General features: G+C 63.5%; 24 protein-coding genes. 20 read left to right on the forward strand and 4 right to left on the reverse strand.

Annotated features, from left to right (window positions below):
- Nucleotides 1-7: 7 nt before the first annotated feature.
- The 18 genes from PMI24_RS07210 to PMI24_RS07295 are packed head-to-tail and all read left to right on the forward strand — an operon-like array spanning nt 8 to nt 16,697.
- Nucleotides 8-262 carry an acyl carrier protein gene (locus tag PMI24_RS07210; protein ID WP_007947135.1) on the forward strand — a complete coding sequence of 85 codons (255 nt, stop codon included), beginning with the start codon at nt 8-10 and terminating at the stop codon, nt 260-262.
- On the forward strand, nt 259-804 hold the full coding sequence (locus PMI24_RS07215) for a hypothetical protein (RefSeq protein WP_007952346.1): 546 nt from the start codon (nt 259-261) through the stop codon (nt 802-804). Before PMI24_RS07210 ends, PMI24_RS07215 begins: the two co-directional genes overlap by 4 nt.
- The gene (locus tag PMI24_RS07220; protein WP_007952347.1) at nt 801-2,480 is read left to right on the forward strand and encodes an acyl-CoA synthetase family protein; all 1,680 of its coding nucleotides are present in this window, start codon (nt 801-803) and stop codon (nt 2,478-2,480) included. The genes PMI24_RS07215 and PMI24_RS07220 overlap by 4 nt, the downstream gene beginning before the upstream one ends.
- A complete protein-coding gene (locus PMI24_RS07225; RefSeq protein ID WP_007952349.1) occupies nt 2,473-3,207 on the forward strand; it encodes a glycosyltransferase family 2 protein in 735 nt (244 codons plus the stop codon). Before PMI24_RS07220 ends, PMI24_RS07225 begins: the two co-directional genes overlap by 8 nt.
- A complete protein-coding gene (locus PMI24_RS07230) occupies nt 3,204-4,151 on the forward strand; it encodes an LpxL/LpxP family acyltransferase (protein WP_007952350.1) in 948 nt (315 codons plus the stop codon). The genes PMI24_RS07225 and PMI24_RS07230 overlap by 4 nt, the downstream gene beginning before the upstream one ends.
- The gene (locus tag PMI24_RS07235) at nt 4,132-5,676 is read left to right on the forward strand and encodes an HAL/PAL/TAL family ammonia-lyase (RefSeq protein WP_007952351.1); all 1,545 of its coding nucleotides are present in this window, start codon (nt 4,132-4,134) and stop codon (nt 5,674-5,676) included. Before PMI24_RS07230 ends, PMI24_RS07235 begins: the two co-directional genes overlap by 20 nt.
- A complete protein-coding gene (locus PMI24_RS07240) occupies nt 5,669-6,094 on the forward strand; it encodes an acyl-CoA thioesterase (protein WP_007952352.1) in 426 nt (141 codons plus the stop codon). The genes PMI24_RS07235 and PMI24_RS07240 overlap by 8 nt, the downstream gene beginning before the upstream one ends.
- Nucleotides 6,091-6,693 (forward strand): outer membrane lipoprotein carrier protein LolA, encoded by a 603-nt coding sequence (locus PMI24_RS07245; RefSeq protein ID WP_007952353.1) that lies wholly within the window; start codon nt 6,091-6,093, stop codon nt 6,691-6,693. The genes PMI24_RS07240 and PMI24_RS07245 overlap by 4 nt, the downstream gene beginning before the upstream one ends.
- Nucleotides 6,677-9,016 carry an MMPL family transporter gene (locus PMI24_RS07250; protein ID WP_007952354.1) on the forward strand — a complete coding sequence of 780 codons (2,340 nt, stop codon included), beginning with the start codon at nt 6,677-6,679 and terminating at the stop codon, nt 9,014-9,016. Before PMI24_RS07245 ends, PMI24_RS07250 begins: the two co-directional genes overlap by 17 nt.
- Nucleotides 9,013-10,173 carry a hypothetical protein gene (locus tag PMI24_RS07255; RefSeq protein ID WP_007952355.1) on the forward strand — a complete coding sequence of 387 codons (1,161 nt, stop codon included), beginning with the start codon at nt 9,013-9,015 and terminating at the stop codon, nt 10,171-10,173. The genes PMI24_RS07250 and PMI24_RS07255 overlap by 4 nt, the downstream gene beginning before the upstream one ends.
- A complete protein-coding gene (locus PMI24_RS07260) occupies nt 10,160-11,407 on the forward strand; it encodes an NAD(P)/FAD-dependent oxidoreductase (RefSeq protein WP_007952356.1) in 1,248 nt (415 codons plus the stop codon). The genes PMI24_RS07255 and PMI24_RS07260 overlap by 14 nt, the downstream gene beginning before the upstream one ends.
- Complete coding sequence (locus PMI24_RS07265; protein ID WP_007952357.1) at nt 11,404-12,129, forward strand: class I SAM-dependent methyltransferase; 726 nt, start codon at nt 11,404-11,406, stop codon at nt 12,127-12,129. The genes PMI24_RS07260 and PMI24_RS07265 overlap by 4 nt, the downstream gene beginning before the upstream one ends.
- The gene (locus PMI24_RS07270; RefSeq protein ID WP_007952358.1) at nt 12,129-12,611 is read left to right on the forward strand and encodes a hypothetical protein; all 483 of its coding nucleotides are present in this window, start codon (nt 12,129-12,131) and stop codon (nt 12,609-12,611) included. Before PMI24_RS07265 ends, PMI24_RS07270 begins: the two co-directional genes overlap by 1 nt.
- Complete coding sequence (locus PMI24_RS07275) at nt 12,608-13,804, forward strand: beta-ketoacyl-[acyl-carrier-protein] synthase family protein (protein ID WP_007952359.1); 1,197 nt, start codon at nt 12,608-12,610, stop codon at nt 13,802-13,804. Before PMI24_RS07270 ends, PMI24_RS07275 begins: the two co-directional genes overlap by 4 nt.
- On the forward strand, nt 13,801-14,280 hold the full coding sequence (locus PMI24_RS07280) for a hotdog family protein (RefSeq protein ID WP_007952360.1): 480 nt from the start codon (nt 13,801-13,803) through the stop codon (nt 14,278-14,280). The genes PMI24_RS07275 and PMI24_RS07280 overlap by 4 nt, the downstream gene beginning before the upstream one ends.
- Entirely contained in the window at nt 14,273-15,001 is a 729-nt protein-coding gene (locus PMI24_RS07285; protein ID WP_007952361.1) for a 3-ketoacyl-ACP reductase FabG2, read from the forward strand. The genes PMI24_RS07280 and PMI24_RS07285 overlap by 8 nt, the downstream gene beginning before the upstream one ends.
- Nucleotides 15,001-16,236, forward strand: a complete 1,236-nt coding sequence (locus PMI24_RS07290; protein WP_007952362.1) for a beta-ketoacyl-ACP synthase — start codon at nt 15,001-15,003, stop codon at nt 16,234-16,236. The genes PMI24_RS07285 and PMI24_RS07290 overlap by 1 nt, the downstream gene beginning before the upstream one ends.
- A gap of 20 nt (nt 16,237-16,256) precedes the next feature.
- Complete coding sequence (locus PMI24_RS07295; RefSeq protein ID WP_007952363.1) at nt 16,257-16,697, forward strand: hypothetical protein; 441 nt, start codon at nt 16,257-16,259, stop codon at nt 16,695-16,697.
- A gap of 209 nt (nt 16,698-16,906) precedes the next feature.
- Here PMI24_RS07295 and PMI24_RS07300 read toward each other — a convergent pair whose 3' ends face one another.
- On the reverse strand, nt 16,907-17,290 hold the full coding sequence (locus PMI24_RS07300) for a type II toxin-antitoxin system PemK/MazF family toxin (RefSeq protein ID WP_045121684.1): 384 nt from the start codon (nt 17,288-17,290) through the stop codon (nt 16,907-16,909).
- Nucleotides 17,291-17,503: 213 nt separating this feature from the next.
- Here PMI24_RS07300 and PMI24_RS07305 point away from each other — a divergent pair, with 213 nt between their 5' ends.
- Entirely contained in the window at nt 17,504-17,941 is a 438-nt protein-coding gene (locus PMI24_RS07305; protein ID WP_007952364.1) for a hypothetical protein, read from the forward strand.
- Here PMI24_RS07305 and PMI24_RS07310 read toward each other — a convergent pair whose 3' ends face one another.
- Nucleotides 17,942-18,838 carry a LysR family transcriptional regulator gene (locus PMI24_RS07310; protein WP_007952369.1) on the reverse strand — a complete coding sequence of 299 codons (897 nt, stop codon included), beginning with the start codon at nt 18,836-18,838 and terminating at the stop codon, nt 17,942-17,944.
- A gap of 118 nt (nt 18,839-18,956) precedes the next feature.
- On the opposite strand from PMI24_RS07310, the gene PMI24_RS07315 reads away from it, so the two are divergent.
- Entirely contained in the window at nt 18,957-20,231 is a 1,275-nt protein-coding gene (locus tag PMI24_RS07315; RefSeq protein WP_007952371.1) for an MFS transporter, read from the forward strand.
- 72 nt (nt 20,232-20,303) lie between these two features.
- On the opposite strand, the gene hemE is transcribed toward PMI24_RS07315, so the two are convergent.
- Together hemE and PMI24_RS07325 are read right to left on the reverse strand one after the other, a co-directional pair.
- On the reverse strand, nt 20,304-21,371 hold the full coding sequence (gene hemE / locus PMI24_RS07320) for a uroporphyrinogen decarboxylase (RefSeq protein ID WP_007952372.1): 1,068 nt from the start codon (nt 21,369-21,371) through the stop codon (nt 20,304-20,306).
- Nucleotides 21,372-21,624: 253 nt separating this feature from the next.
- The gene (locus PMI24_RS07325) at nt 21,625-23,043 is read right to left on the reverse strand and encodes an FAD-dependent oxidoreductase (RefSeq protein ID WP_007909438.1); all 1,419 of its coding nucleotides are present in this window, start codon (nt 23,041-23,043) and stop codon (nt 21,625-21,627) included.
- Between the last annotated feature and the right edge of the window lie 13 nt (nt 23,044-23,056).

The raw sequence follows: 23,056 nt of genomic DNA on the forward strand, positions 1-23,056 counted from the left end.
CCGGACCATGCAAACTCGTGACGACATCTTCAACACCCTGCGCGATGCCCTGGTCGAGCTGTTCGAACTGGACCCGGCCCGCGTGAGCCTGGAATCCAACCTGTATCAGGATCTGGAAATCGACAGCATCGACGCCGTCGACCTGATCGATCACATCAAACGCCAGACCGGCAAGAAAATCGCCGCCGAGGAATTCAAGTCGGTGCGCACCGTCAGCGACGTGGTCGAGGCGGTCTACCGTCTGGTTCAACCGGCCGCATGAGCCGACTGATCGGCCTCGGCCTGCTGCTGGCAGGCCTGCTGTATCCCTTTGCGGTGTATTTCGGCATGGAGCATTTCGCGCCATGGCAGTTCGGTCTGCTGCTGGGCGGCCTGTGGCTGGCCCGGGCGCTGACCGGCGAACGCAAGCCCGGCAGCCTGTGGATGGCTTGCGTGGCGATCGTGTTCTGCCTGCTGCTGGCGGTGTTCGACAGCCCTTTGCTGTTGCGTTGGTACCCGGTGCTGATCAGCGGCTTCATGCTGGTGCTGTTCAGCCTGAGCCTGAAATACGGCCCGCCGATGGTCGAGCGTCTGGCTCGCCTGCGTGAACCGCAACTGCCGCCCAAGGCGATTCGTTACACCCGCCAGGTCACCGTGGCCTGGAGCGTGTTTTTCTTTTGCAACGGTTTGTGCGCCGCTCTGCTGACACTGTGGGCGCCGCTGAACTGGTGGATGTTGTACACCGGCCTGATCTCCTACGGATTGATCGGCCTGATGTTTGCCATTGAATGGCTGATACGACAACGGGTAAGAGGTCGCCCATGAACTGGATAAAACTTGAGCAGCTGTTGCTCAAGGCCCTGCCGGCGCGCGCGGTAACGAGCGCACCGGCATTCGATCATGCACAACTGTGCGAACAGGCCCTGAGTCTGGCCGCCGGTCTGCAAGCTCGCGGCGTGAAGCGTCTGGCGGTGCATCTGGAAGATGCCGCCGACCTGGCCGTCGCCCTGCTCGGTGCCTGGCGCGCTGGCGTCAGCGTGTTGCTGCCGTCGGATCTGCAAGCGCAGACCCGCCAGCGCTGGTCGAGCGATGTCGATCTGTGGCTGACCGATAACGCCGATGACGCCCGCCTGAGCGATCTGCTGCAACCGGCCCTGCCCGCTGCCGAACTGGATCTCGACCAGTGCCGGTTGAGCCTGTGCACCTCCGGCTCCAGCGGCGAGCCCAAGCGCATCGACAAATCCCTGCGCCAACTGGCCAACGAAGTCGAAGCCCTTGAGCAACTGTGGGGCGCGGATCTCGGTGAAGCCTGCATTCTTGGCAGCGTCGCCACCCAGCACATCTACGGCTTGCTGTTCCGCGTGCTGTGGCCGCTGTGCGCCGGGCGTCCGTTCCTGCGCAAGCAACTGGCCTTCCCGGAAGACCTGCAACGCGCCAGCCGCGAGCACCCGGCCTTTGCCTGGGTCGCCAGCCCGGCGCTGCTCAAACGCATGGGCGACAACCTCGACTGGCCAGCGCTGAGTGCTGTGCGCCGGGTGTTTTCGTCCGGTGGCGCACTGCCGGCAGACGCCGCGCAAAGCCTGCATCAACGCCTGGGACAGTGGCCGACAGAAATCCTCGGCAGCTCGGAAACCGGCGGCATCGCCTGGCGTCAGGGCGAATCGTTGTGGCAACCGTTTGCCGGCGTCGAGTTGAGCCAGGACAGCGACGGCGCCCTGCTGATCGCTTCGCCTTACCTGCCCGCCGGGCATGTCGAACACACCGCCGATGCGGCGCGCATTCAGGCCGATGGCCGCTTTGAATTGCTCGGGCGACTCGACCGGATCGTCAAACTCGAAGAAAAACGTATTTCCCTGCCGATGCTCGAACAGGCGCTGGTGGCCCACGACTGGGTCGCCGAAGCGCGTCTGGGCGTGGTGCAGGAAAACCGTGCGTCGCTCGGTGCTCTGCTGGTGCTCAGCGAATCCGGCCTGTTTGCCCTGCGCGAACACGGTCGGCGCAGCCTGACCGAAACCCTGCGCCGTCATCTCGGCGACCATTGCGAAGCCTTGGCCCTGCCCCGCCGCTGGCGTCTGCTGCGACAGTTGCCGCTGACCTCGCAGGGCAAATTGCCTCAAGCCGACGTCGAAGCCTTGCTGCTGGCCCCACGGCCAAAAGCACCGGAAATCCTGGAGCAGGCCGAAACCGAGGGCGAATGGAACCTGCAATTGAGCGTTCCGCCGGACCTGGCCTACTTCAGCGGCCACTTCCCCAAGGCCCCGGTGCTGCCCGGTGTGGTGCAGGTCGAATGGGCGCTGAACCTGGGTCGACAACTGTTGAACCTGCCCGGCGCGTTCGCCGGCATGGAAGTGCTGAAATTCCAGCAACTGGTGCGCCCCGGCGATGAAATCCAGTTGCACCTGCGCTTCGACCCGGAGCGCGGCAAGTTGTATTTCGCCTACCGCAACGACACCGCCACCTGTTCCAGCGGGCGGATTCTACTGGGGACTGGCGATGCATAACCCTTGCGCCGTGATCCCGGTCTACAACCACGAAACCGCCATCGGCACGGTGGTCGACGCTCTGCTCGCCGAGGATCTGCCGTGCATTCTGGTGGACGATGCCAGCAGCAAATCCTGCGCAGCGGTGCTCGACGCGCTGGCCGAGCGCGAGCGGGTTCATCTGGTGCGCCTCACCGCCAATCAGGGCAAGGGCGGCGCGGTGATGACCGGCCTGCGTGAAGCAGCGCGGCTCGGCTTCAGCCATGCCTTGCAGGTCGACGCCGACGGTCAGCATGACTTGCAGGATGTCGCGCGGTTCATCGAAGAATCCCGCGCTCACCCCAAGTCGCTGATCTGCGGTTATCCGCTGTACGACGCCAGTGTGCCCAAAGGCCGTTTGTATGCGCGTTACCTGACCCACGTGATGGTGTGGATCAACACCTTGTCGCTGCAGATTCGCGACTCGATGTGCGGGTTCCGGGTGTACCCGCTGGAACCGACGCTGGGCGTGATCGACTCGGCGCGGATCGGCAAGCGCATGGATTTCGACTCGGACATTCTGGTGCGTCTGGCGTGGCGCAATCAGCCGATGCGCTGGTTGCAGACCAGCGTGCATTACCCGCTGGACGGCGTGTCGCACTTTCGCCTGTTCCACGACAACGTGCTGATCTCGAGCATGCACACGCGTCTGTTTTTCGGCATGTTGCTGCGCCTGCCCGTAATCCTCTGGCGACGGTGGCGCGCATGACCGTCGAGACCGACAAAAAGCACTGGGCCGACCGCGAAGAGCGCGGCAGTTTCCTGCTGATGAAATTCACCGCGTTCGCCGCCAAAGTCCTTGGCCGACGCCTGCTGAGTCCGTTGCTGTACGGCATCGTCCTGTACTTTTTCCTGTTCGGCCGCACTGCGCGGCGCAGTGCCTGGCAGTATCAGCAGCGCCTCGCCGACTGGAGCGGTCGCCAGGAATTGCGTCCGACCCGGTGGCGGGTGTTCCGCCAGTTCATGGCATTCGCCGATTCGCTGCTCGACAAGCTCGACGTGTGGAACGGCAAGCTGAAGATCGAGCAGATCGAAATCATCGACCCGGCGCTGTTGCGCAATCAGTTGCGCGGCAGTCGCGGGCAAATGCTGGTGGGCGCGCATCTGGGCAACCTCGAAGTCTGCCGGGCGCTGGCGGAGCTGGGCGAAAAGGTCACCATGAACGTGCTGGTGCACACCAAGCACGCCGAGCAGTTCAATCGCCTGCTGGGCGAGGCCGGCGCGACCAACCTGCGACTGATCCAGGTCAGCGAACTGGACCCGGTGATCATGCTGCAACTGCACGAACGGCTGGAGCGCGGCGAGTGGCTGGCGATTGCCGGCGACCGCGTGCCGTTGCATGGCGGGCGCAGCGTGACCGTGGACTTTCTCGGCCACCCGGCGCCGTTCCCGCAAGGGCCGTGGCTGCTGGCCGGCCTGCTGAAATGCCCGGTCAATCTGCTGATGTGCCTGAAACAGCCTGACGGCCATTATCGCCTGACCCTCGAACCGTTCGCCGACGCCGTGGTGTGGTCACGCCGCGAGCGCGAACAGGTCATTCATCAGTGGGCCACCCGCTATGCGCAACGCCTGAGTCACTATTGCCTCGAAGCACCGTGCCAATGGTTCAACTTTTACCCATTCTGGAAAACCGATGACAACGCCAACTCCTGAGCCGGTCACCTTCGGCGAACGCCCTTTGCGCATCGAAGACGTGCTGGCCCTGGCCAACCGTCAGGCGCCCGTGCAGTTGCAGAGCGACGCGCCTTATCGCGAACGCATCGCCAAAGGCGCGCGGTTCCTCGATTCGCTGCTGGACAAGGAAGGCGTGATCTACGGCGTGACCACCGGTTACGGCGATTCCTGCGTGGTCGCGGTGCCGCTGCATCACGTCGAGGCGCTGCCGCGTCATCTCTACACTTTCCACGGTTGCGGGCTGGGCAAACTGCTCGACGCCCAGGCCACCCGCGCAGTGCTGGCGGCGCGTTTGCAGTCGCTGTGCCACGGCGTGTCCGGGGTGCGCATCGAGTTGCTGGAGCGCCTGCATGCCTTCCTTGAACACGACATTTTGCCGCTGATCCCCGAAGAGGGTTCGGTAGGCGCCAGCGGCGATCTGACGCCGCTTTCCTACGTCGCTGCGACTCTGTCCGGCGAGCGTGAAGTGATGTTCCGGGGCGAGCGTCGCCAGGCTGCCGACGTGCACCGCGAACTGGGCTGGACGCCTTTGGTGCTGCGCCCGAAGGAAGCGCTGGCATTGATGAACGGCACCGCCGTGATGACCGGTCTGGCCTGCCTGGCTTACGCCCGCGCCGATTACCTGCTGCAACTGGCCACCCGAATCACCGCGCTGAACGTGGTGGCGCTGCAAGGCAATCCGGAACACTTCGACGAGCGCCTGTTCGCCGCCAAGCCGCATCCGGGTCAGATGCAGATCGCCGCGTGGCTGCGCAAGGATCTGGCGATCGACGCACCGACCGCGCCGCTGCACCGCTTGCAGGATCGTTACTCGCTGCGCTGCGCACCGCACGTGCTTGGCGTGCTGGCCGACAGCCTGAACTGGCTGCGTTCGTTCATCGAGACCGAACTCAACAGCGCCAACGACAACCCGATCATCGACGCCGAAGCCGAGCGCGTGCTGCACGGTGGGCACTTCTACGGCGGACACATCGCGTTCGCCATGGACAGCCTGAAAAACCTCGTGGCCAACGTCGCCGACCTGCTCGACCGACAACTCGCGCTGCTGGTGGACGAGCGTTACAACCACGGTTTGCCGAGCAACCTGTCCGGCGCCAGCGCCGACCGCGCGATGCTCAACCACGGCTTCAAGGCTGTGCAGATTGGTGCCAGCGCGTGGACTGCCGAAGCGTTGAAAAACACCATGCCGGCCAGCGTGTTCTCGCGTTCCACCGAGTGCCACAACCAGGACAAGGTGAGCATGGGCACCATCGCCGCCCGCGACGCCATTCGGGTGCTGGAGCTGACCGAACAGGTCGCCGCCGCCACGCTGCTGGCGGCCAATCAGGGCGTGTGGCTGCGTGGTCGCGATGAAGACGCGCGTCCGCTGCCGCCATCGCTGGCCGCCATGCACGAACAACTGGCCCGGGACTTCCCTCCGGTGATCGAAGACCGCGCCTTGGAAGGCGAATTGCGCCTGTGTCTGCAACGCATCGCCGAACAACACTGGAGGCTGCATGCGTAGTGCCGGAGTGCTTCACGCCGATACGGAAATCCTCGTGCCGTTCTTTGACGTCGACACCATGCACGTCGTCTGGCACGGCCATTACGTGAAATACCTGGAAGTGGCGCGCTGCGCACTGCTCGACAAGATCGGCCACAACTACAACCAGATGGTCGACTCGGGCTATGCCTGGCCGGTGATCGACCTGCAACTGCGCTACGTGCGCGGCGCGGTGTTCGGTCAGCGGCTGACCGTGCGCGCCAGTCTGGTGGAGTGGGAAAACCGCCTGAAGATCCACTACCTGATCACCGACGCTCAGACCGGCGAACGCCTGACCCGCGCCAGCTCGGTGCAGGTCGCCGTCGAGATGAGCAGCCGCGAGATGCAACTGGCCTCGCCGAAAGTCTTCACCGATGCCGTGGAAAGGATGCTGCGATGAATGTGTTTCTGAAATCCCTTGGGGCCTTGGCGCTGCTGACGCTGTCGTCGCTGGCCAACGCCTTCGACCTGCAACAGTTGAGCGAGCAACTGGCGAAACCGGACGTGATCCACGGCCAGTTCATTCAGGAAAAGCACCTGCGCGCCCTGCCCCAGCCGCTGATCAGCAAGGGCAGCTTCGTGCTGGCGAAAAACCACGGTTTGCTGTGGCTGCTGAAAACCCCGCTGCAACAGGATTACCGCATCAGCGCCAAAGGCATCGCCCGACGTGATGCCACCGGCTGGCAACTGCTGCCGAACAAGAGTGCCGGCGCCGAACAGAACCGACTGTTCCTCGCGGTGCTGCAAGGCGACAGCAGCGGTCTGCAACGGGATTTCGAACTGGCCCTGAGCGGCGATGCGCAGAAATGGCAACTGACCCTGACCCCGCGCTCGGTGCTGCTCAAGCAGGTCTTCAACCAGATCAACATCAGCGGCGGCACCTTGGTGAACACCATCGAACTGCTGGAAACCCAGGGCGACAGCACCGTACTGCGCATGCAGGACAGCACCGCCGGCCAACCTCTGAGCGACGCGGAGCAACATGACTTTGCCGAGTGAACGCAGGCTGCCCTGGCTGTTCCTGATCCTGCTGCTGGCTGTCGTCGCACTGGGCGCCTGGCAGTGGCGCGACGGCGCGCCGCTGTCGGCCAACCTGATGGAGCTGGTGCCCGGCACCCACCCGGACGCCCTCGAACTGCGCGCCGAACAACGCATGCAGGAACCGCTCAACCGCGACATGCTGGTGCTGGTCGGCCACACCGATCGCCAGCAAGCCGTCGCGATGGCCCAGACCCTGGGCGAGCAATGGCAGGCCAGCGGGCTGTTCGAAAAGGTCCAGTGGAACCTGCAAGCCGACTTGCCGGCCCTGCGCACGCAATTGCTGCAAGGGCGGCTGGCGATGCTCTCGGCGGATGACCGGCAACTTTTGACCGAACATCCCGACGCCTTCATCCAGCAACGGGTGCAGGCACTGTTCGACCCGTTCACCGGGTTCAGCCTGGTACCGAGCCAGGACGACTGGCTGGGCCTGACCGGGCGGATCCAGAACAGCCAGCCGCAACATGGCGCGGTGCAACTGGACATCGGCAGCGGCGCGTTGATCGCCGACGCCGACGGCAAGAGCTGGGTGCTGCTGCGCGCACGCACCACCGGCAGCGCCTTCGATATGAATCAACCGCTGCAAGTCGCTGCCCTCTTGCAACACAGCCGTGAGCAAGCCGCGAGCGCCGACGTACAATTGCTGGCCGCCAGCGGTCTGCTATACGCCGCCAACGGTCAGCAGCAGGCGACCCGGGAAATGACCTGGGTCGGCGGCGGCGCCACCGTCGGCATCCTGTTGCTGTTGCTGCTCGCCTTCCGCCGCTGGCGGGTGCTGCTGGCGTTCATTCCGGTGCTGGTCGGCATGCTGTTCGGTGCGGTGGCCTGTGTCGCGCTGTTCGGGCACATGCACGTGATGACCCTGGTGCTCGGTTCCAGCCTGATCGGCGTGGCGGTGGATTACCCGCTGCACTACCTGTCCAAGAGCTGGAGCCTCAAGCCGTGGCACAGCTGGCCGGCGTTGCGCCTGACCCTGTCCGGGCTGACGTTGAGCCTGATCACCAGCGCCATCGGTTACCTGGCGCTGGCCTGGACGCCTTTCCCGGCCCTGACCCAGATCGCGGTGTTCTCCGCCGCCGGTTTGCTCGGCGCCTACCTGTCGGCGGTGTGCCTGCTGCCGGCGCTGCTGAAAAACGTCGAACTGCGCCCGGCGCAATGGCCGCTGCAACTGGCCGAGCGTCTGGTGCGGTTGCGGGAAACCCTGCTCGAACACGTCAGGACGCCAGTGTTGCTGGCCCTGCTGATCGCCTTCTGCGTCGGTGGCCTGCTGCAACTGGAGAGCAAGAACGACATCCGCCAGTGGGTCGGAGCGCCGCAACGCCTGACCGATGAGGCACAGACCATCGCGCGGATTACCGGCTATCAGCCGACCAGTCAGTTCTTCCTGGTGCGCGCTGCCGATCAGCAGCAATTGCTGGAACGGCAAGCGGCCCTGAGCGAGCGCCTGGATCAACTGGTCAACCTCGACAAACTGCAGGGTTATCTGGCGCTCAATCAACTGGTCAGCCCGCCGGCTCAGCAGCAACAAGTGCGTGAGGCGCTGAGCAAGTTGCCGCAGTTCTGGCAGCCGTTGCTGGAGGTCGGCGTGCCGCTGGCGGCGCTGCAAACCGAACTGAATCAGCTGCAGACCCTGCCCGCCGAAGACATCGATGCGGCGCTGGCCGGCCCGCTCGGCGAGCCCTACCGCACGTTGTGGCTCGGGCCGACCGAGGATGGCGTGGCGGCAATGGTCAGCTTGCAAGGCTTGAATAATCCGTCGCTGCTGCGGGTGCAGGCACTGGATCTGCCGGGCGTGATGCTGGTGGACCGGCTCGGTGATCTGAACAAGGTGTTCGCGCAAACCCAGATCAGCGCCGCTGAACTGAAGCTCGCCTCTTGCGTGTTGATCGTGTTGGTGCTGATGCTGCCGTTCGGTCTCGGTGGCGCGCTGCGGATCGTCGCCCTGCCGCTGCTCGCTGCGCTGTGCAGCCTCGCCAGCCTGGGCTGGCTCGGTCAGCCGCTGACCCTGTTCAGCCTGTTCGGCCTGTTGCTGGTGACGGCGATCAGCGTCGACTACGCGATCCTCATGCGCGAGCAGGTCGGCGGCGCGGCCGTCAGCCTGCTCGGCACCTTGCTGGCGGCCGCCACCACCTGGCTGTCGTTCGGCCTGCTGGCGGTGTCGAGTACGCCGGCGGTGAGTAACTTCGGCCTGTCGGTGAGCCTCGGTCTGGCCTTCAGCTTCATGCTCGCGCCGTGGGCCGGGCGCCAGGCCCACGCGGTTGCCGTCACGGAGCCTTCAGCATGATGGTGGTGATTTTCTGGCTGATGGCCCTGGCGCTGTTCTTCGTCGCCACCCGGGTCGGCCGGCATTTCGGGCTGATCCCGATCGTCAGTCAATTGCTGCTGGCGAGCTTCGGTCTGCCGCTGCTGATGTACTTCTGGATCGAGCCGGGCTGGCAACTCAACGGCGCAGAACTGATCGCGCCGGGCTGGCTGAAAAACCTCTACAGCCTGAGCTTCGCCCTGCTGCTGGGGCACATCCTCAGCGACGTGATCGACCTGCGCCTGGACCGCCAGAGCGTGAAGATCGCCCTGCCGAGTTTCGCCGTGCCGTTCACCTGCGGTCTGGCGACGGCGTACTGGCTGTTGCCGACGCAGCCCTGGATCAACTCGCTGGCCATCGGTCTGGTGTTCGCCATCACTGCGATCCCGGTGTTGTACCTGTACCTGCGTCACATCGACTACCCGCCCGCCGCCACCCGGCGTCTGGTGCAGACCGCAATCCTGATCGACCTGACCTGCTGGACCCTGTTCGGCCTCGCTCAGGGCAGCCTGCACCTGAGCAGTCTGTTGCTGCCGCTGGGGATGGCCTGCGTGCCGGTGCTGCTGCGGGTGTTCGGTATCCGCCGTCCGTTGACCTACAGCCTCGGTTTTTTTGCGCTGTTGGTGCTGGCTGAACACTACAAACTCAACGCGCTGATTTTCGGCATCGGCTATCTGCTGTGCATGGCCGCGCTCAAGGTGCCGCTGGTATTGCCGCTGCCGGCGCACTGGATGAACCGCTTGCAGACCTGGGTCGCGATTCCGCTGATCCTCACTTTCGGCATCGTCCAGATCGACGTGCACAGCGCCCTCGCCAGCCTGGGCGCCGTGCAATGGGCGGCGCTGCTGCTGTTGCCGATCGCCAGCAAAATCGTGGGCAACTGGCTCGGCCTCGGCTGGGCCGGCGCGTCGTTCGCAGGCGCCAGCCGCTGGCGCGAAAGCGTGCTGCTGAACATTCGCGGCTTGAGCGAAATCGTCTTTCTCAACCTGCTGTTGCAACAACAGCTCATCAGCCCGGCGCTGTACTTTGCGCTGATGCTGATGGGTCTGATCGCGACGCTGTTGCCGGCCTTCATCGGCCTGCACCGGGCGTCACTGAACCCTATTGCCGTACCCAGGAGCTCGCGTGCCAATCGTTGAAATGGAATCCCGTCAGGTCGTGATCATCGGCGCCGGCCCCTCCGGCGCCATTGCCGCTGCACTGCTCAAGCGCAAGGGGCACGACGTGCTGGTGATCGAGCGCCAGCATTTCCCGAGGTTCTCCATCGGTGAAAGCCTGCTCTGCCATTGCCTGGATTTCGTCGAGGAAGCCGGCATGCTCGAAGCGGTAAATGCCGCCGGGTTCCAGCGCAAGAACGGTGCGGCGTTCGCCTGGGGCGAGCGCTACAGCGCCTTCGATTTTGCTGACACCTTCACCGCCGGCAAGCCCACGACGCTGCAGGTACAACGCGCCGACTTCGACAAATTGCTGGCCGATCAGGCGGCGTTGCAGGGCGCGGAAATCCGCTACGGCGACGCGATTGTCAGCGTCGATTTCGAACGCCCGCGACCGCAGCTGGATGTGCGTCGCGAAGACGGCAGCGAGTACCGCGTCGAAGCCGATTTTGTCCTCGATGCCAGCGGTTACGGCCGCGTGCTGTCGCGCCTGCTCGACCTCGAAGCACCGTCGAATTTCCCGGTTCGCCAGGCCGTCTTCACCCACGTCGAAGACCATATCGATCACCCCGGTTTTGACCGTGAAAAGATCCTCATCACAACTCACCCGCAGCACCGCGATATCTGGTTCTGGTCGATCCCGTTCAGCAACGGTCGCTGCTCTGTCGGCGTGGTGGCTGCCGCTGAACATTTCGCAGGTCGCGATACCGACCTCGACGCCTGCCTGCGCGGTTTCATCGCCGAAACCCCGAGCCTGGCCAAGGTGCTGAACAACGCCGTGTGGGACACCCCGGCGCGCACCCTCGGCGGGTATGCGGCGAACGTCAAAACCCTGCACGGCCCGGGCTTTGCACTGCTGGGCAACGCGGCTGAGTTTCTCGACCCGGTGTTCTCCTCGGGCGTGACCATTGCCATGCGTTCGGCGAGCATGGCCGCCGCTGTGCTGCACCGGCAGTTGCAGGGCGAAACCGTGGACTGGCAAAGCGAGTTCGCCGAGCCGCTGAAACGCGGGGTCGACACTTTCCGCTGCTACGTCGAAGGCTGGTACGCCGGCACTTTCCAGGACGTGATTTTCCACGAGCAAGGCTCCCCGGAAATCCGCCGCATGATCTGCTCGATCCTCGCCGGCTACGCCTGGGACGAACGCAACCCGTTCGTCAGTGAAGCGCGCCGTCGGCTGAAGACGATCTCCGAACTCTGTGCAAGGGACGACACATGAATTACCTGAGCGACAACTATGTCGAGGAAACCCGCTTCGGCTTCTGGTTCCTGCGCAGCCACACCTGGCAGCACCATGTGTTGCGCGTGGCGATCAACGATCTGCGCGGGCTGTTCAGCGAATCGTTGCCGGCCAACCCGGTGCTGCTGGACGCCGGTTGCGGTCAGGGCAAGTCGTTCGGTCACCTGCGCCAGACCTTCGCGCCACAGCGCCTGATCGGCGTCGATGCCGATCCGCACAGCCTGGAATTGAGCGCCGCCGAGGCCGCGCGTCTGGGCTTCGACGTCGAGCTGATCGGCAGCGATTGCGCGACGCTCAATGTGCCGGACGCCAGCGTCGACCTGCTGTTCTGTCACCAGACCTTCCATCATCTGGTGGAGCAGGAAAAAGCCCTGGCCGAGTTCTATCGGGTGCTCAAGCCGGGAGGTTATCTGCTGTTCGCCGAGTCCACCGAGGCTTACATTGATACGTGGGTGATTCGCTGGCTGTTCCGTCATCCGATGCACGTGCAAAAGAGCGCGGCGCAGTACCTGGAGATGATTCGCCAGCAGGGTTTCGAGTTCGCCGAACAGAACGTTTCGTACCCGTACCTGTGGTGGAGCCGGTCGAAGGATTTCGGTCTGCTCGAACGTTTTGGATTGCGCCAGCCCAAGCCCTTTGGCCAGCGAGAAGAAACCCTGGTCAACGTGGTGGCCCGCAAACCCTTGAACGAGGCTGTCTGATGTTGCGTGTTCTGCTGCTCGCCTGCGTCTTGCTGCTCGGTGCCTGCGCCAGTCAGGCGCCGCTGCCGGCCGGCAACCCGAGCCTGCCGCTGCCGATGCAACTGCATATCGAGCGTCACCTGGCCGGGCAACAGCAAGACTGGTTGCTGGTGATCCAGCGCGAAGGGCCCGGCATCCGCTGGTCGATGATGGATCCGCTGGGCATTCCCCAGGCTCGCCAGCAGTTGATCGACGGGCACTGGCAGGCTGACGGCCTGCTGCCGCCCAACCCGGAAGCCCGGGAGCTGTTCGCCGCGCTGCTGTTCGCCCTGACCCCGGCAGGCGAGCTCTCGCGCAACTACCCCGACGCGCAGCAACAGGGCGGCCAACGTTCCCTGCCGGCGCGCTGGGACATTCGTTACACCCAACCCTTGAGCTTCGAATTGAACCTGCCACAAGGCCCGCACTATCGCGTAACGCCACTCGGTGAACCGACGTCATGACCGCCTACCTCAATGCCCTCGGCGTGATCTGCGCCCTGGGGCGCGACAAGCAAGCCGTGGCACGCAACCTGTTTGCCGGCGACTGCTCGGGCATGCGCCGCGAGTCCGGCTGGGTGCCGGAGCGCGAGCTGCCGGTGGCCGCCGTGCACGGCGATCTGGCGCCGATTCCCGAGGCGCTGGCCGACCAGCGCAGCCGCAACAATCAACTGTTGCTGGAAGCCGCGTTGCAGATTCGCGATGACATCGAGCAGGCGATCCAGACGTACGGGCGCGAGCGCATCGGCGTGGTACTCGGCACCAGCACTTCCGGTATCGACGAGGCCAGCCGTGGCCTGGCGCACTACATTCGCGACCAGCAGTTCCCGGCCGATTACGACTACCGACAACAGGAACTCGGCGCCCCGGCGAATTTCCTCGCCGACTGGCTGCAATTGAGCGGCCCGACCTATGTGATTTCCACCGCCTGCACCTCCAGCGCACGCGCGCTGATGAGCGCCCGACGCCTGCTCGATCTAGGCCTGTGCGACGCCGTGCTGTGCGGCGGTGTCGACAGCCTTTGCAAACTGACCCTCAACGGTTTCAGTGCGCTGGAAGCGGTGTCCGACGAGCGTTGCAATCCGTTTTCCGCCAACCGCAACGGCATCAACATCGGCGAAGCGGCGGTGCTGTTCGTGATGAGCAAAGCACGCGGCGCAGGGCCGGGCATTGCCCTGCTCGGCGCTGGCGCCAGCTCCGACGCGCACCATATTTCCGCACCGGAACCGAGCGGCCGTGGCGCGCTGCAATCGATGCAGAAAGCCCTCGATCAAGCCCATCTGCAAGCCGGCGACATCAGCTACCTGAACCTGCACGGCACCGCGACCCAGCACAACGACGCCATGGAAAGCCTGGCCGTCGCCGCGCTGTTTGCCGAAGGCGTACCGTGTTCCTCGACCAAACCGATGACCGGCCACACCCTCGGCGCCGCCGGTGCACTGGAAGCGGCGTTCTGCTGGTTGAGCCTGAGTGCCGACAACCCCGACCACGCCTTGCCGCCGCACGTCTGGGATGGCCAGCCGGATCCGGACCTTCCACCGCTCAAGTGGGTGACCGCAAGCGAACGCCTGGCGTCCATTGCTCCCCGCTACCTGATGAGCAACTCGTTTGCCTTCGGTGGCAATAACGTCAGCCTGATTATCGGAGACGCCCCATGACCCACTGGCCGCTCGCCGAACTGCTGCCCCACGCTGGCGACATGATCCTGATCGACCGGATCCTGAGCTTTGACGACGAACAGATCCACACCACCCTCACCGTCCGGCCCGGCGGCCTGTTCAGCCTGCCCGACGGCAGCCTGCCGGCCTGGGTCGGCGTCGAGTTGATGGCACAAAGCGTCGCCGCGTTCGCCGGCTGCCATGCGCGCCAGAAAGGCAACCCGGTGGAGCTGGGCTTTCTGCTCGGCACACGCAAGTTCGAATGCAATGTCGCAGCCTTTCCGGTCGGCAGCGAACTGACCATCCATGGCCTGCGCTCGCTGGAAGACGACAACGGCATGGGCGTGTTCGAATGCCACATCAACGCGCCCGGCATCGAGGCCAGCGCCCGGCTGAACGTGTTCCGCCCGCCCCACGCGGCGGACTATCTAGAGCAATCCCGCAACGAAACAAACAAGGAGTCGAACGATGACTGAATCAATACTGGTCACCGGCTCCAGCCGTGGCATCGGCCGCGCCATTGCCCTGCGCCTGGCCAGCGCCGGCCACGATATCGTCCTGCATTGCCGCAGCGGCATGACGCAAGCGCAATCAGTGAAAGCCGAAGTCGAAGCGCTCGGCCGCAACGCGCGCATCCTGCAATTCGACGTGGCGGATCGCGAAACCTGCAAAGCCATCCTCGAAGCCGACGTTGAAGCCCACGGCGCCTACTACGGCGTGGTGCTCAATGCCGGCCTGACCCGCGACGGCGCCTTTCCGGCTCTGAGCGACGATGACTGGGACGTGGTGCTGCGCACCAACCTCGACGGTTTCTACAACGTCCTGCACCCGGTGATGATGCCGATGATCCGCCGCCGCGCCGCTGGTCGCATCGTTTGCATCACCTCAGTCTCGGGGCTGATCGGCAACCGTGGCCAGGTCAATTACAGCGCGTCGAAAGCGGGCGTGATCGGCGCCGCGAAAGCCTTGGCGATCGAACTGGCCAAGCGCAAGATCACGGTCAACTGCGTCGCGCCGGGCCTGATCGACACGGCGATGCTGGATGAAAACGTGCCGGTGGAAGAACTGCTGAAAATGATCCCCGCACAACGCATGGGCACGCCTGAAGAGGTGGCCGGTGCGGTGAATTTCCTGATGTCGGCGGAAGCGTCGTACATCACCCGCCAGGTGCTGGCGGTCAACGGAGGCTTGTGCTGATGAAGCGCGTCGTCGTCACCGGCATGGCCGGCATTACCTCGCTGGGCAGCGACTGGGAGACCATCGCCGGCAATTTCGCCGCCAACCGCAGCGGCATCCGCCGGATGGACGAGTGGGATCGCTTCAGCGAACTCAACACCCGTCTGGCCGGGCCCATCGATGATTTCCAGGTGCCGGCGCACTGGACCCGCAAACAGCTGCGCAGCATGGGCCGAGTTTCGCGGCTGGCCGTCGGCGCGGCGGAAAAAGCGCTGGCCGATGCCGGCCTGCTCGGCGACGAGTCGATCAAGGACGGACGCATGGGCGTGGCCTGCGGCTCGTCCACCGGCAGCACCGACGAGATCAAGGCATTCGGCAACATGCTGCTGAACTCGGTGGCCGAAGGCCTCAACGCCAACTCCTACGTGCGGATGATGCCGCACACCACGGCGGCGAACATCAGCATCTTCTTCGGCCTCACCGGCCGCTTGATTCCGACCTCCAGCGCCTGCACCAGCGGCAGCCAGGGCATTGGTTACGCCTACGAGGCAATCAAGTTCGGACGCCTGCCGCTGATGCTCGCCGGCGGCGCCGAAGAGCTGTGCCCGACCGAGGCGATGGTGTTCGACGCGCTGTACGCCACCAGCCTGAAAAATGATGCACCGCACACCTCGCCCCGCCCGTACGACAAGGGCCGCGACGGTCTGGTGATCGGCGAGGGCGGCGGCATGCTGGTGCTCGAGGAACTGGAACATGCCCTCGCGCGCGGTGCGCACATTCACGCCGAGATCGTCGGTTTCGGCAGCAACGCCGACGGCCAGCACACCACCCGCCCCGAGCAAGTCACCATGCGCCGGGCAATGGAACTGGCACTGGAAGACGCAGGCCTCACGCCGGAAGTCATCGGCTACGTCAACGGCCACGGCACCGCCACCGAACAGGGCGATGTCGCCGAAACCCTGGCCACCAGTGCCCTGTTCGGCGAACGCATGCCGATCAGCTCGCAAAAGAGCTTCCTGGGCCACACCCTCGGCGCCTGCGGGGCGCTGGAATCGTGGTTCAGCATCGAGATGCTCAACCGCGATCTGTACGTGCACACGCTCAATCTCGACGAGGTCGATCCGCACTGCGGCAAGCTCGACTACCTGCGCGGCGAGTTCCGCCAGATGAGCCACGAATACGTGATGAACAACAATTTCGCTTTCGGCGGGGTCAACACCTCGCTGATTTTCCGTCGCTGGCCCCAACCGAATTAATCCAGGTCAAGGAGACCTCCATGCACTTCAAGAAACTCGCTGCCACCCTGCTCATCTGCGCCTTGCCGGCCGTCAGCCAGGCCCGTGACACGGCGGTCTACCTGCCGTTCGACAAGGCCGTCGCCGAAGCGACCCGCACCGGCAAGATCGACGGCAGCGTGAAGTTCTATCTGGCGGGCAACGCCCCGGCCGGCAAAGTCACCGTCGTCAGCCCCGGCGCCGTGACCAACAAAAAAACCAACGCCTTCAACAAGACCGACCAGGAAGCCTGCGAGTGGGTCGTGCAATCGGCGATCATCAGCCTGCACCAGGCCGCGAAAAGCGCCGGCGCCAACGCCGTGACCAACATCGTCAGCTTCTACAAGAGCAACGAGCGCAAGGATGCGAAAACCTACGAATGCCACGCGGGCGCAATCATGGCCGGCGTAGCGTTGAAGGGCGATCTGGCGACGGTTCAGTAACGGCCGGAAACGACAAAGGGCGCCTTTCGGCGCCCTTTCACAAACAGGTTGGCTTGTCATCGCCTGTCACCTGTCTGGCTCTGCGATGGCTGGTTGCCCAGGATCCTCAGAGTCTCACAAGCCCCTTTCGGGAACGCCGGCAGTATTGCCTGAAACCTCATGTCGAGCAACGGCTGGCATTTGGCTTCGATGCGCCACTTCCGTTGCCATCACAGTCCCAACGCCCGTCTGACTGCGGTTTTGATGGCGTGAAATTCGTCTGTTGCAAGATGTGAGATCAGGTAGATGCGTTTGCCTTGCCGATCCCGGCTTTTGATGCGATCAAGCCGCGAAAGGCTGACCGTGGCAATCATGTCGCACTTTGCCCAACAGGTCGAACCGGCTCCCTGAAGGTGACTTGCAAGTTCAAGATGGTGCCCAAGCAAGCTATCAGGGGCGGTGGTACTCAACGGCACTACTGTTACCAACAAGCTGTTGGTTCGATGTTTACGTATCACAACAACAGGTCTGACTTTGACCATCTCGGGGATTTCATAACCCCTGAAATCGCAAATCAAAACGCTGCCCTCCTTAGGCTGATATCGAAGTGGCATCCGTGACACTCGTTTGAAAAAGAACTGATTTTGCGCAACAACGGCCATATTCCCTACGACAGTTCCGTTACTCGAAATGTACGGAGTCGAGCCAACCAAACCTGTTCACCACAACTACACTCGCTCAAACAGGCCAATACACAGTGCCTGCCGGAACGGCGAGCCTGGTCGGTCAAGTACTCGCGGTTCTCTTTCACCGTCAAGGAGACAACCATGCAAGCGAAAGCCCTGATCACCGCCACCCTTTTCAGCCTGCTCCCCAGCGCCAGCCACGCCACCAATCTGATGTACATGCCATTCGAAACAGTCGTGTCGGATGCAATGCGCGCCGGGCGGCTGGATGGCAGTGTGAAGTTTTATCTGGTCGGCAACGGGCCTCAGGGCACTCAGCGATTGTTGCAGCGCGGGGTAGTCAGTGACTTGAAGACCAACGGTTTCAACAAGAGCGATCACGACTCCTGCGAGTGGGTGTTGCAGTCGAATCTGATTGCGCTGCAGACCGAGGCCAAGCGTGTCGGGGCGAATGCGGTGACCAATATCGTCAGCTACTACGACCAGCATGTGCGCAAGGATCTGAACACTTACGAATGTCGGGCCGGGGTGTTTGTGACGCGGGTGGCGTTGAAGGGTGATCTGGTGCGGCTGCCCTGATCAGCCGGCTTCAACCTTGCGCGTCAGCAATTCGACAAACGCCTTGGCCATCGGCGATTTCTGGTCCTTGCGCTGCACCAGCCACACCGCCGTCACGGCCTCGGGATCGAGCAGCGGCCGATAGACCACGCCGTCGATGCGCATCCGTTGATACGAGGCCGGCATCACCGACACGCCCAGACCCGCTGCAACCAGCCCGATGATAGTCATGGCTTCGCCGGCCTCCTGGGCGAAGTGCGGACTGAACCCGGCGTCACGGGCCAGGCTGATCAGTTGCGAATACAGACCGCTGCCGTAGCTGCGCGGGAAGAACACGAACGGCTCCAGAGCCAGCGCCGAGAGGAACAGCCCCTCTTCAGAGCCCTGTGCCAGCGGATGTTTGGAGCTGAGCACCGCGACCAATGGCTCGCGCATCAGTTCGACTACGCTCAGCGAATCCGGCAGGCCCAGCGGGCGCATGATGCCGACTTCGATCGATTCGTCCACCAGCGCATCCGCTACTTGGGTGCTGCTCATTTCCCGTAGGTTCAGGTGCACGGCCGGGAAGCGCTGGCGGAAGGAAAAAATTGCCTGGGGAATGGTCGAGTTGAACGGCGCCGAAGAGGTGAAACCGATCTTCAACTCTCCCAGCTCGCCGAGTTGCGCGCGGCGGGCCACGTCGGCCGCTTTATCGACCTGCGCGAGCACCAATCGCGCCTCTTCCAGAAACAGTCGCCCGGCCTCGCTGAGCTCGACCCGACGATTGGTACGCTCGAACAGTCTGGCGCCGACTTCCTGTTCCAGCGCCTGAATCTGCTGGCTCAGCGGTGGCTGGGAGATACCCAGCACCTGTGCGGCGCGGCCGAAGTGCAGTTCTTCGGCAACGGCGATGAAGTAGCGCAGATGACGTAATTCCATGGGCATCCCATTAGGTCGTGAAAGCTATCAAACAGGTCGAACAATATATTGGATAGAAACATTAGCCAGCTATATGATTTTTTCATTGCCTGCCTGCCCGCGCCCTCCGAGGTCTGATGTGAAAACCGCCGTCGCTCCACTGGCCCATGAAGTTCCGCCCGCTGCGGCGGACGATGTGCTGACCGAACTGCAAGAGATCTACATCGAGAAAGGCACGCCCGCGTTCATGCGCACGGTGCTCGCGCTGTTCAGCGGCGGCTTCGCTACCTTCGCCCTGCTGTACTGCGTGCAGCCGATGATGCCGCTGCTGTCCCACGAATATTCGATCAACGCGGCGCAGAGCAGTCTGATCCTGTCGGTGGCCACCGGCATGCTGGCGTTCGGTCTGCTGATCACCGGCCCGATTTCCGATCGGGTCGGGCGCAAGCCGGTGATGGTTGCCGCGCTGTTTGCCGCGGCCCTGTGCACCATCGCCAGTTCGATGATGCCGAGCTGGCACGGCGTATTGATCATGCGCGCGTTGATCGGGTTGTCGCTAAGCGGCCTGGCGGCGGTGGCGATGACTTACCTGAGCGAGGAAATCCATCCGCAGCACATCGGTCTGGCGATGGGTCTGTACATCGGTGGTAACGCGATTGGCGGCATGAGCGGGCGGTTGATCACCGGTGTGCTGATCGACTTCGTCAGCTGGCACACGGCGATGATGGTGATCGGTGGGCTGGCGCTGATCGCGGCGGCGGTGTTCTGGAAAATCCTGCCGGAGTCGCGCAACTTCCGCTCCCGCTCGCTGCATCCGCGCAGCCTGCTCGACGGCTTCACCATGCACTTTCGCGATGCCGGCCTGCCGCTGCTGTTCCTTGAGGCGTTCGTGCTGATGGGCGCATTCGTCACGCTGTTCAACTACATCGGCTACCGCCTGCTGGCCGAGCCGTACCACATGGATCAAGTGTTTGTGGGGCTGCTGTCGGTGGTGTACCTGTCGGGTATCTACAGCTCGGCAAAAATCGGTTCGCTGGCCGACAAACTGGGCCGCCGCAAAGTGCTGTGGGCCACCATTGCCCTGATGTTCGCCGGCCTCGCCCTGACGATGTTCACACTGCTGCCGCTGGTGATCATTGGCATGCTGATCTTCACCTTCGGCTTCTTCGGCGCCCACTCGGTGGCCAGCAGCTGGATCGGCCGCCGGGCGCTCAAGGCCAAGGGCCAGGCGTCGTCGTTGTACCTGTTCAGCTATTACGCTGGCTCGAGCATCGCCGGGACGGCGGGCGGAGTGTTCTGGCACATGGCCGGGTGGAACGGGATTGGCCTGTTCATTGGCGCGCTGTTGCTGGTGGCGCTGTTGGTGGCGTTGAAGCTGGCGAAGCTGCCGCCGCTGGGTGGTGTCAAAGCCTGATTCACGCCCACAAAAAAAACGCCCGGCATAAGCCGGGCGTTTTTGTTTTCTACCATTAGCGCTGAGCGCTGATTACTCGTGATACTGCGCCGACAACTCGTGCACCGCGCGCAGGAACGCGCCGGCGTGTTCCGGGTCGACTTCCGGCGTGATGCCGTGGCCGAGGTTGAACACGTGGCCGCTGCCCTTGCCGTAGCTGGCGAGGATGCGCCCGACTTCGGTGCGGATCGCTTCCGGCTTGGCGTACAGCACGGTCGGGTCCATGTTGCCTTGCAGCGCGACCTTGTCACCCACGCGCGCGCGGGCGTTGCCGATGTCGCAGGTCCAGTCCAGGCCCAGTGCATCGGCGCCGGCGTCGGCGATGCTTTCCAGCCACAGGCCGCCGTTCTTGGTGAAGAGGATCACCGGCACTTTGCGACCGTCGTGCTCGCGGATCAGGCCGCTGACGATTTTCTTCATGTAGGCCAGGGAGAATTCCTGATACGCCGCCGCCGACAGGTTGCCGCCCCAGGTATCGAAGATCTGCACCGCTTGCGCACCGGCCTGGATCTGGCCGTTGAGGTACGAAGTCACCGACTGCGCCAGCTTGTCCAGCAGCAGGTGCATGGCTTGCGGGTTGTCGTAGAGCATCGCCTTTGTCTTGCGGAAGTCTTTCGACGAACCGCCTTCGACCATGTACGTGGCGAGGGTCCACGGGCTGCCGGAGAAACCGATCAGCGGTACGCGACCGTTCAGTTCGCGGCGGATGGTGCTGACCGCGTCCATCACGTAGCCGAGGTCTTTGTGCGGATCCGGGATCGGCAGGGCTTCGATGTCGGCCAGGGTGCTGACGACTTTCTTGAAGCGCGGACCTTCACCGGTCTCGAAGTACAGGCCCTGGCCCATGGCATCGGGGATGGTGAGGATGTCGGAGAACAGGATCGCCGCGTCCAGTTGCGGATAGCGGTCGAGGGGTTGCAGCGTGACTTCGCAGGCGAATTCCGGATTCATGCACAGGCTCATGAAATCACCGGCCTGGGCGCGGCTGGCGCGGTATTCCGGCAAGTAGCGGCCGGCCTGGCGCATCATCCACACAGGGGTGACGTCTACGGGTTGCTTGAGCAGGGCGCGGAGGAAACGGTCGTTCTTCAGGGCAGTCATGTCGGCATCCGGAAAAAAAGTGCGGGCATTTTCTCAGAGCGCGACGCAAAAGGCACGGATGCAGGTCAGCCTTTTGTCTATCGGGTCAATTTGTCGCGCTGGAAATGCGCTATCAGCAACACTGAGAAACAACTGTGGGAGCGAGCTTGCTCGCGAAGAGGGCTTCACATTCAACATTGCTGTTGGCTGATCCACCGCTTTCGCGAGCAAGCTCGCTCCCACAGGGTTATTACTTTTGGCTCAGGATCCGGGTTTAGACGCCCAGGTAATCCAGGATCCCTTCAGCCGCATTGCGGCCCTCGAAGATCGCCGTCACCACCAGGTCGGAACCGCGCACCATGTCGCCACCGGCGAAGATTTTCGGGTTGCTGGTCTGGTGCTTGTACTGACCCTGCTCGGGCGCAACGACGCGGCCCTGGCTGTCGGTCTGGATTTCGAACTGCTCGAACCATGGCGCCGGGCTTGGACGGAAACCGAAAGCGATGACCACGGCGTCAGCCGGGATGATCTCTTCGGAGCCCGGGATCGGCTCTGGGCTGCGACGGCCACGGGCGTCCGGCTCGCCGAGACGGGTCTCGACCACTTTCACGCCTTCGACCTTGTCCTCGCCAACGATGGCGATCGGCTGGCGGTTGTAGAGGAATTTCACGCCTTCTTCCTTGGCGTTCTTCACTTCTTTGCGCGAGCCGGGCATGTTCGCTTCGTCACGACGATAGGCGCAGGTCACCGACTTGGCGCCCTGGCGGATCGACGTGCGGTTGCAGTCCATCGCCGTGTCGCCGCCGCCCAGCACCACGACCTTCTTGCCTTTCATGTCGACGAAATCTTCCGGCGATTTTTCAAAGCCCAGGTTGCGGTTGACGTTGGCGATCAGGAAGTCCAGCGCGTCATAAACGCCCGGCAGATCTTCACCGGCAAAACCGCCTTTCATGTAGGTGTAGGTGCCCATGCCCATGAACACGGCATCGTACTCGGCGAGCAGTTGCTCCATCGTCACATCCTTGCCGACCTCGGTGTTGAGGCGGAATTCGATGCCCATGCCAGTGAAGACTTCGCGGCGATTGCTCAGCACGGTCTTCTCGAGCTTGAACTCGGGGATGCCGAAGGTCAGCAGACCGCCGATTTCCGGGTTCTTGTCGAACACCACCGGCGTCACGCCGCCACGCACCAGCACGTCGGCACAACCGAGGCCCGCCGGGCCTGCACCGATGATCGCGACACGCTTGCCGGTCGGTTTGACCTTGGACATGTCCGGGCGCCAGCCCATGGCGAACGCGGTGTCGGTGATGTACTTCTCGACCGAACCGATGGTCACCGCACCGAAGCCGTCGTTAAGGGTGCAGGCACCCTCGCACAGACGATCCTGCGGGCACACCCGGCCGCAGACTTCCGGCAGGGTGTTGGTCTGGTGCGACAGCTCGGCGGCCTGGAGGATGTTGCCCTCGGCCACCAGCTTCAGCCAGTTCGGAATGAAGTTGTGCACCGGGCACTTCCATTCGCAATACGGGTTGCCGCAACCCAGGCAGCGGTGGGCCTGGTCGGCCGACTGCTGGGGTTTGAACGGTTCGTAGATTTCCACGAACTCTTTCTTGCGTTGACGCAACAGTTTCTTCTTCGGATCCTTGCGCCCGACATCGATGAACTGGAAGTCGTTATTCAGACGTTCAGCCATTGTTAAAACCTCA

This window comes from Pseudomonas sp. GM25, assembly GCF_000282255.1.
Lineage (GTDB): Bacteria > Pseudomonadota > Gammaproteobacteria > Pseudomonadales > Pseudomonadaceae > Aquipseudomonas > Aquipseudomonas aphyarum.

What these genes read in the sequence shown, in the direction of transcription:
- PMI24_RS07290 (WP_007952362.1), top strand. Translation starts at nt 15,001, where the DNA reads ATGAAGCGCGTCGTCGTCACCGGCATGGCCGGCATTACCTCGCTGGGC.
- PMI24_RS07220 (WP_007952347.1), top strand. Translation starts at nt 801, where the DNA reads ATGAACTGGATAAAACTTGAGCAGCTGTTGCTCAAGGCCCTGCCGGCG.
- PMI24_RS07265 (WP_007952357.1), top strand. Translation starts at nt 11,404, where the DNA reads ATGAATTACCTGAGCGACAACTATGTCGAGGAAACCCGCTTCGGCTTC.
- PMI24_RS07230 (WP_007952350.1), top strand. Translation starts at nt 3,204, where the DNA reads ATGACCGTCGAGACCGACAAAAAGCACTGGGCCGACCGCGAAGAGCGC.
- PMI24_RS07300 (WP_045121684.1), bottom strand. Translation starts at nt 17,290, where the DNA reads ATGCCACTTCGATATCAGCCTAAGGAGGGCAGCGTTTTGATTTGCGAT.
- PMI24_RS07255 (WP_007952355.1), top strand. Translation starts at nt 9,013, where the DNA reads ATGATGGTGGTGATTTTCTGGCTGATGGCCCTGGCGCTGTTCTTCGTC.
- PMI24_RS07325 (WP_007909438.1), bottom strand. Translation starts at nt 23,043, where the DNA reads ATGGCTGAACGTCTGAATAACGACTTCCAGTTCATCGATGTCGGGCGC.
- PMI24_RS07210 (WP_007947135.1), top strand. Translation starts at nt 8, where the DNA reads ATGCAAACTCGTGACGACATCTTCAACACCCTGCGCGATGCCCTGGTC.
- PMI24_RS07280 (WP_007952360.1), top strand. Translation starts at nt 13,801, where the DNA reads ATGACCCACTGGCCGCTCGCCGAACTGCTGCCCCACGCTGGCGACATG.
- PMI24_RS07235 (WP_007952351.1), top strand. Translation starts at nt 4,132, where the DNA reads ATGACAACGCCAACTCCTGAGCCGGTCACCTTCGGCGAACGCCCTTTG.
- PMI24_RS07275 (WP_007952359.1), top strand. Translation starts at nt 12,608, where the DNA reads ATGACCGCCTACCTCAATGCCCTCGGCGTGATCTGCGCCCTGGGGCGC.
- PMI24_RS07270 (WP_007952358.1), top strand. Translation starts at nt 12,129, where the DNA reads ATGTTGCGTGTTCTGCTGCTCGCCTGCGTCTTGCTGCTCGGTGCCTGC.
- PMI24_RS07305 (WP_007952364.1), top strand. Translation starts at nt 17,504, where the DNA reads ATGCAAGCGAAAGCCCTGATCACCGCCACCCTTTTCAGCCTGCTCCCC.
- PMI24_RS07240 (WP_007952352.1), top strand. Translation starts at nt 5,669, where the DNA reads ATGCGTAGTGCCGGAGTGCTTCACGCCGATACGGAAATCCTCGTGCCG.
- PMI24_RS07310 (WP_007952369.1), bottom strand. Translation starts at nt 18,838, where the DNA reads ATGGAATTACGTCATCTGCGCTACTTCATCGCCGTTGCCGAAGAACTG.
- PMI24_RS07250 (WP_007952354.1), top strand. Translation starts at nt 6,677, where the DNA reads ATGACTTTGCCGAGTGAACGCAGGCTGCCCTGGCTGTTCCTGATCCTG.
- PMI24_RS07215 (WP_007952346.1), top strand. Translation starts at nt 259, where the DNA reads ATGAGCCGACTGATCGGCCTCGGCCTGCTGCTGGCAGGCCTGCTGTAT.
- PMI24_RS07295 (WP_007952363.1), top strand. Translation starts at nt 16,257, where the DNA reads ATGCACTTCAAGAAACTCGCTGCCACCCTGCTCATCTGCGCCTTGCCG.
- PMI24_RS07245 (WP_007952353.1), top strand. Translation starts at nt 6,091, where the DNA reads ATGAATGTGTTTCTGAAATCCCTTGGGGCCTTGGCGCTGCTGACGCTG.
- hemE (WP_007952372.1), bottom strand. Translation starts at nt 21,371, where the DNA reads ATGACTGCCCTGAAGAACGACCGTTTCCTCCGCGCCCTGCTCAAGCAA.
- PMI24_RS07285 (WP_007952361.1), top strand. Translation starts at nt 14,273, where the DNA reads ATGACTGAATCAATACTGGTCACCGGCTCCAGCCGTGGCATCGGCCGC.
- PMI24_RS07225 (WP_007952349.1), top strand. Translation starts at nt 2,473, where the DNA reads ATGCATAACCCTTGCGCCGTGATCCCGGTCTACAACCACGAAACCGCC.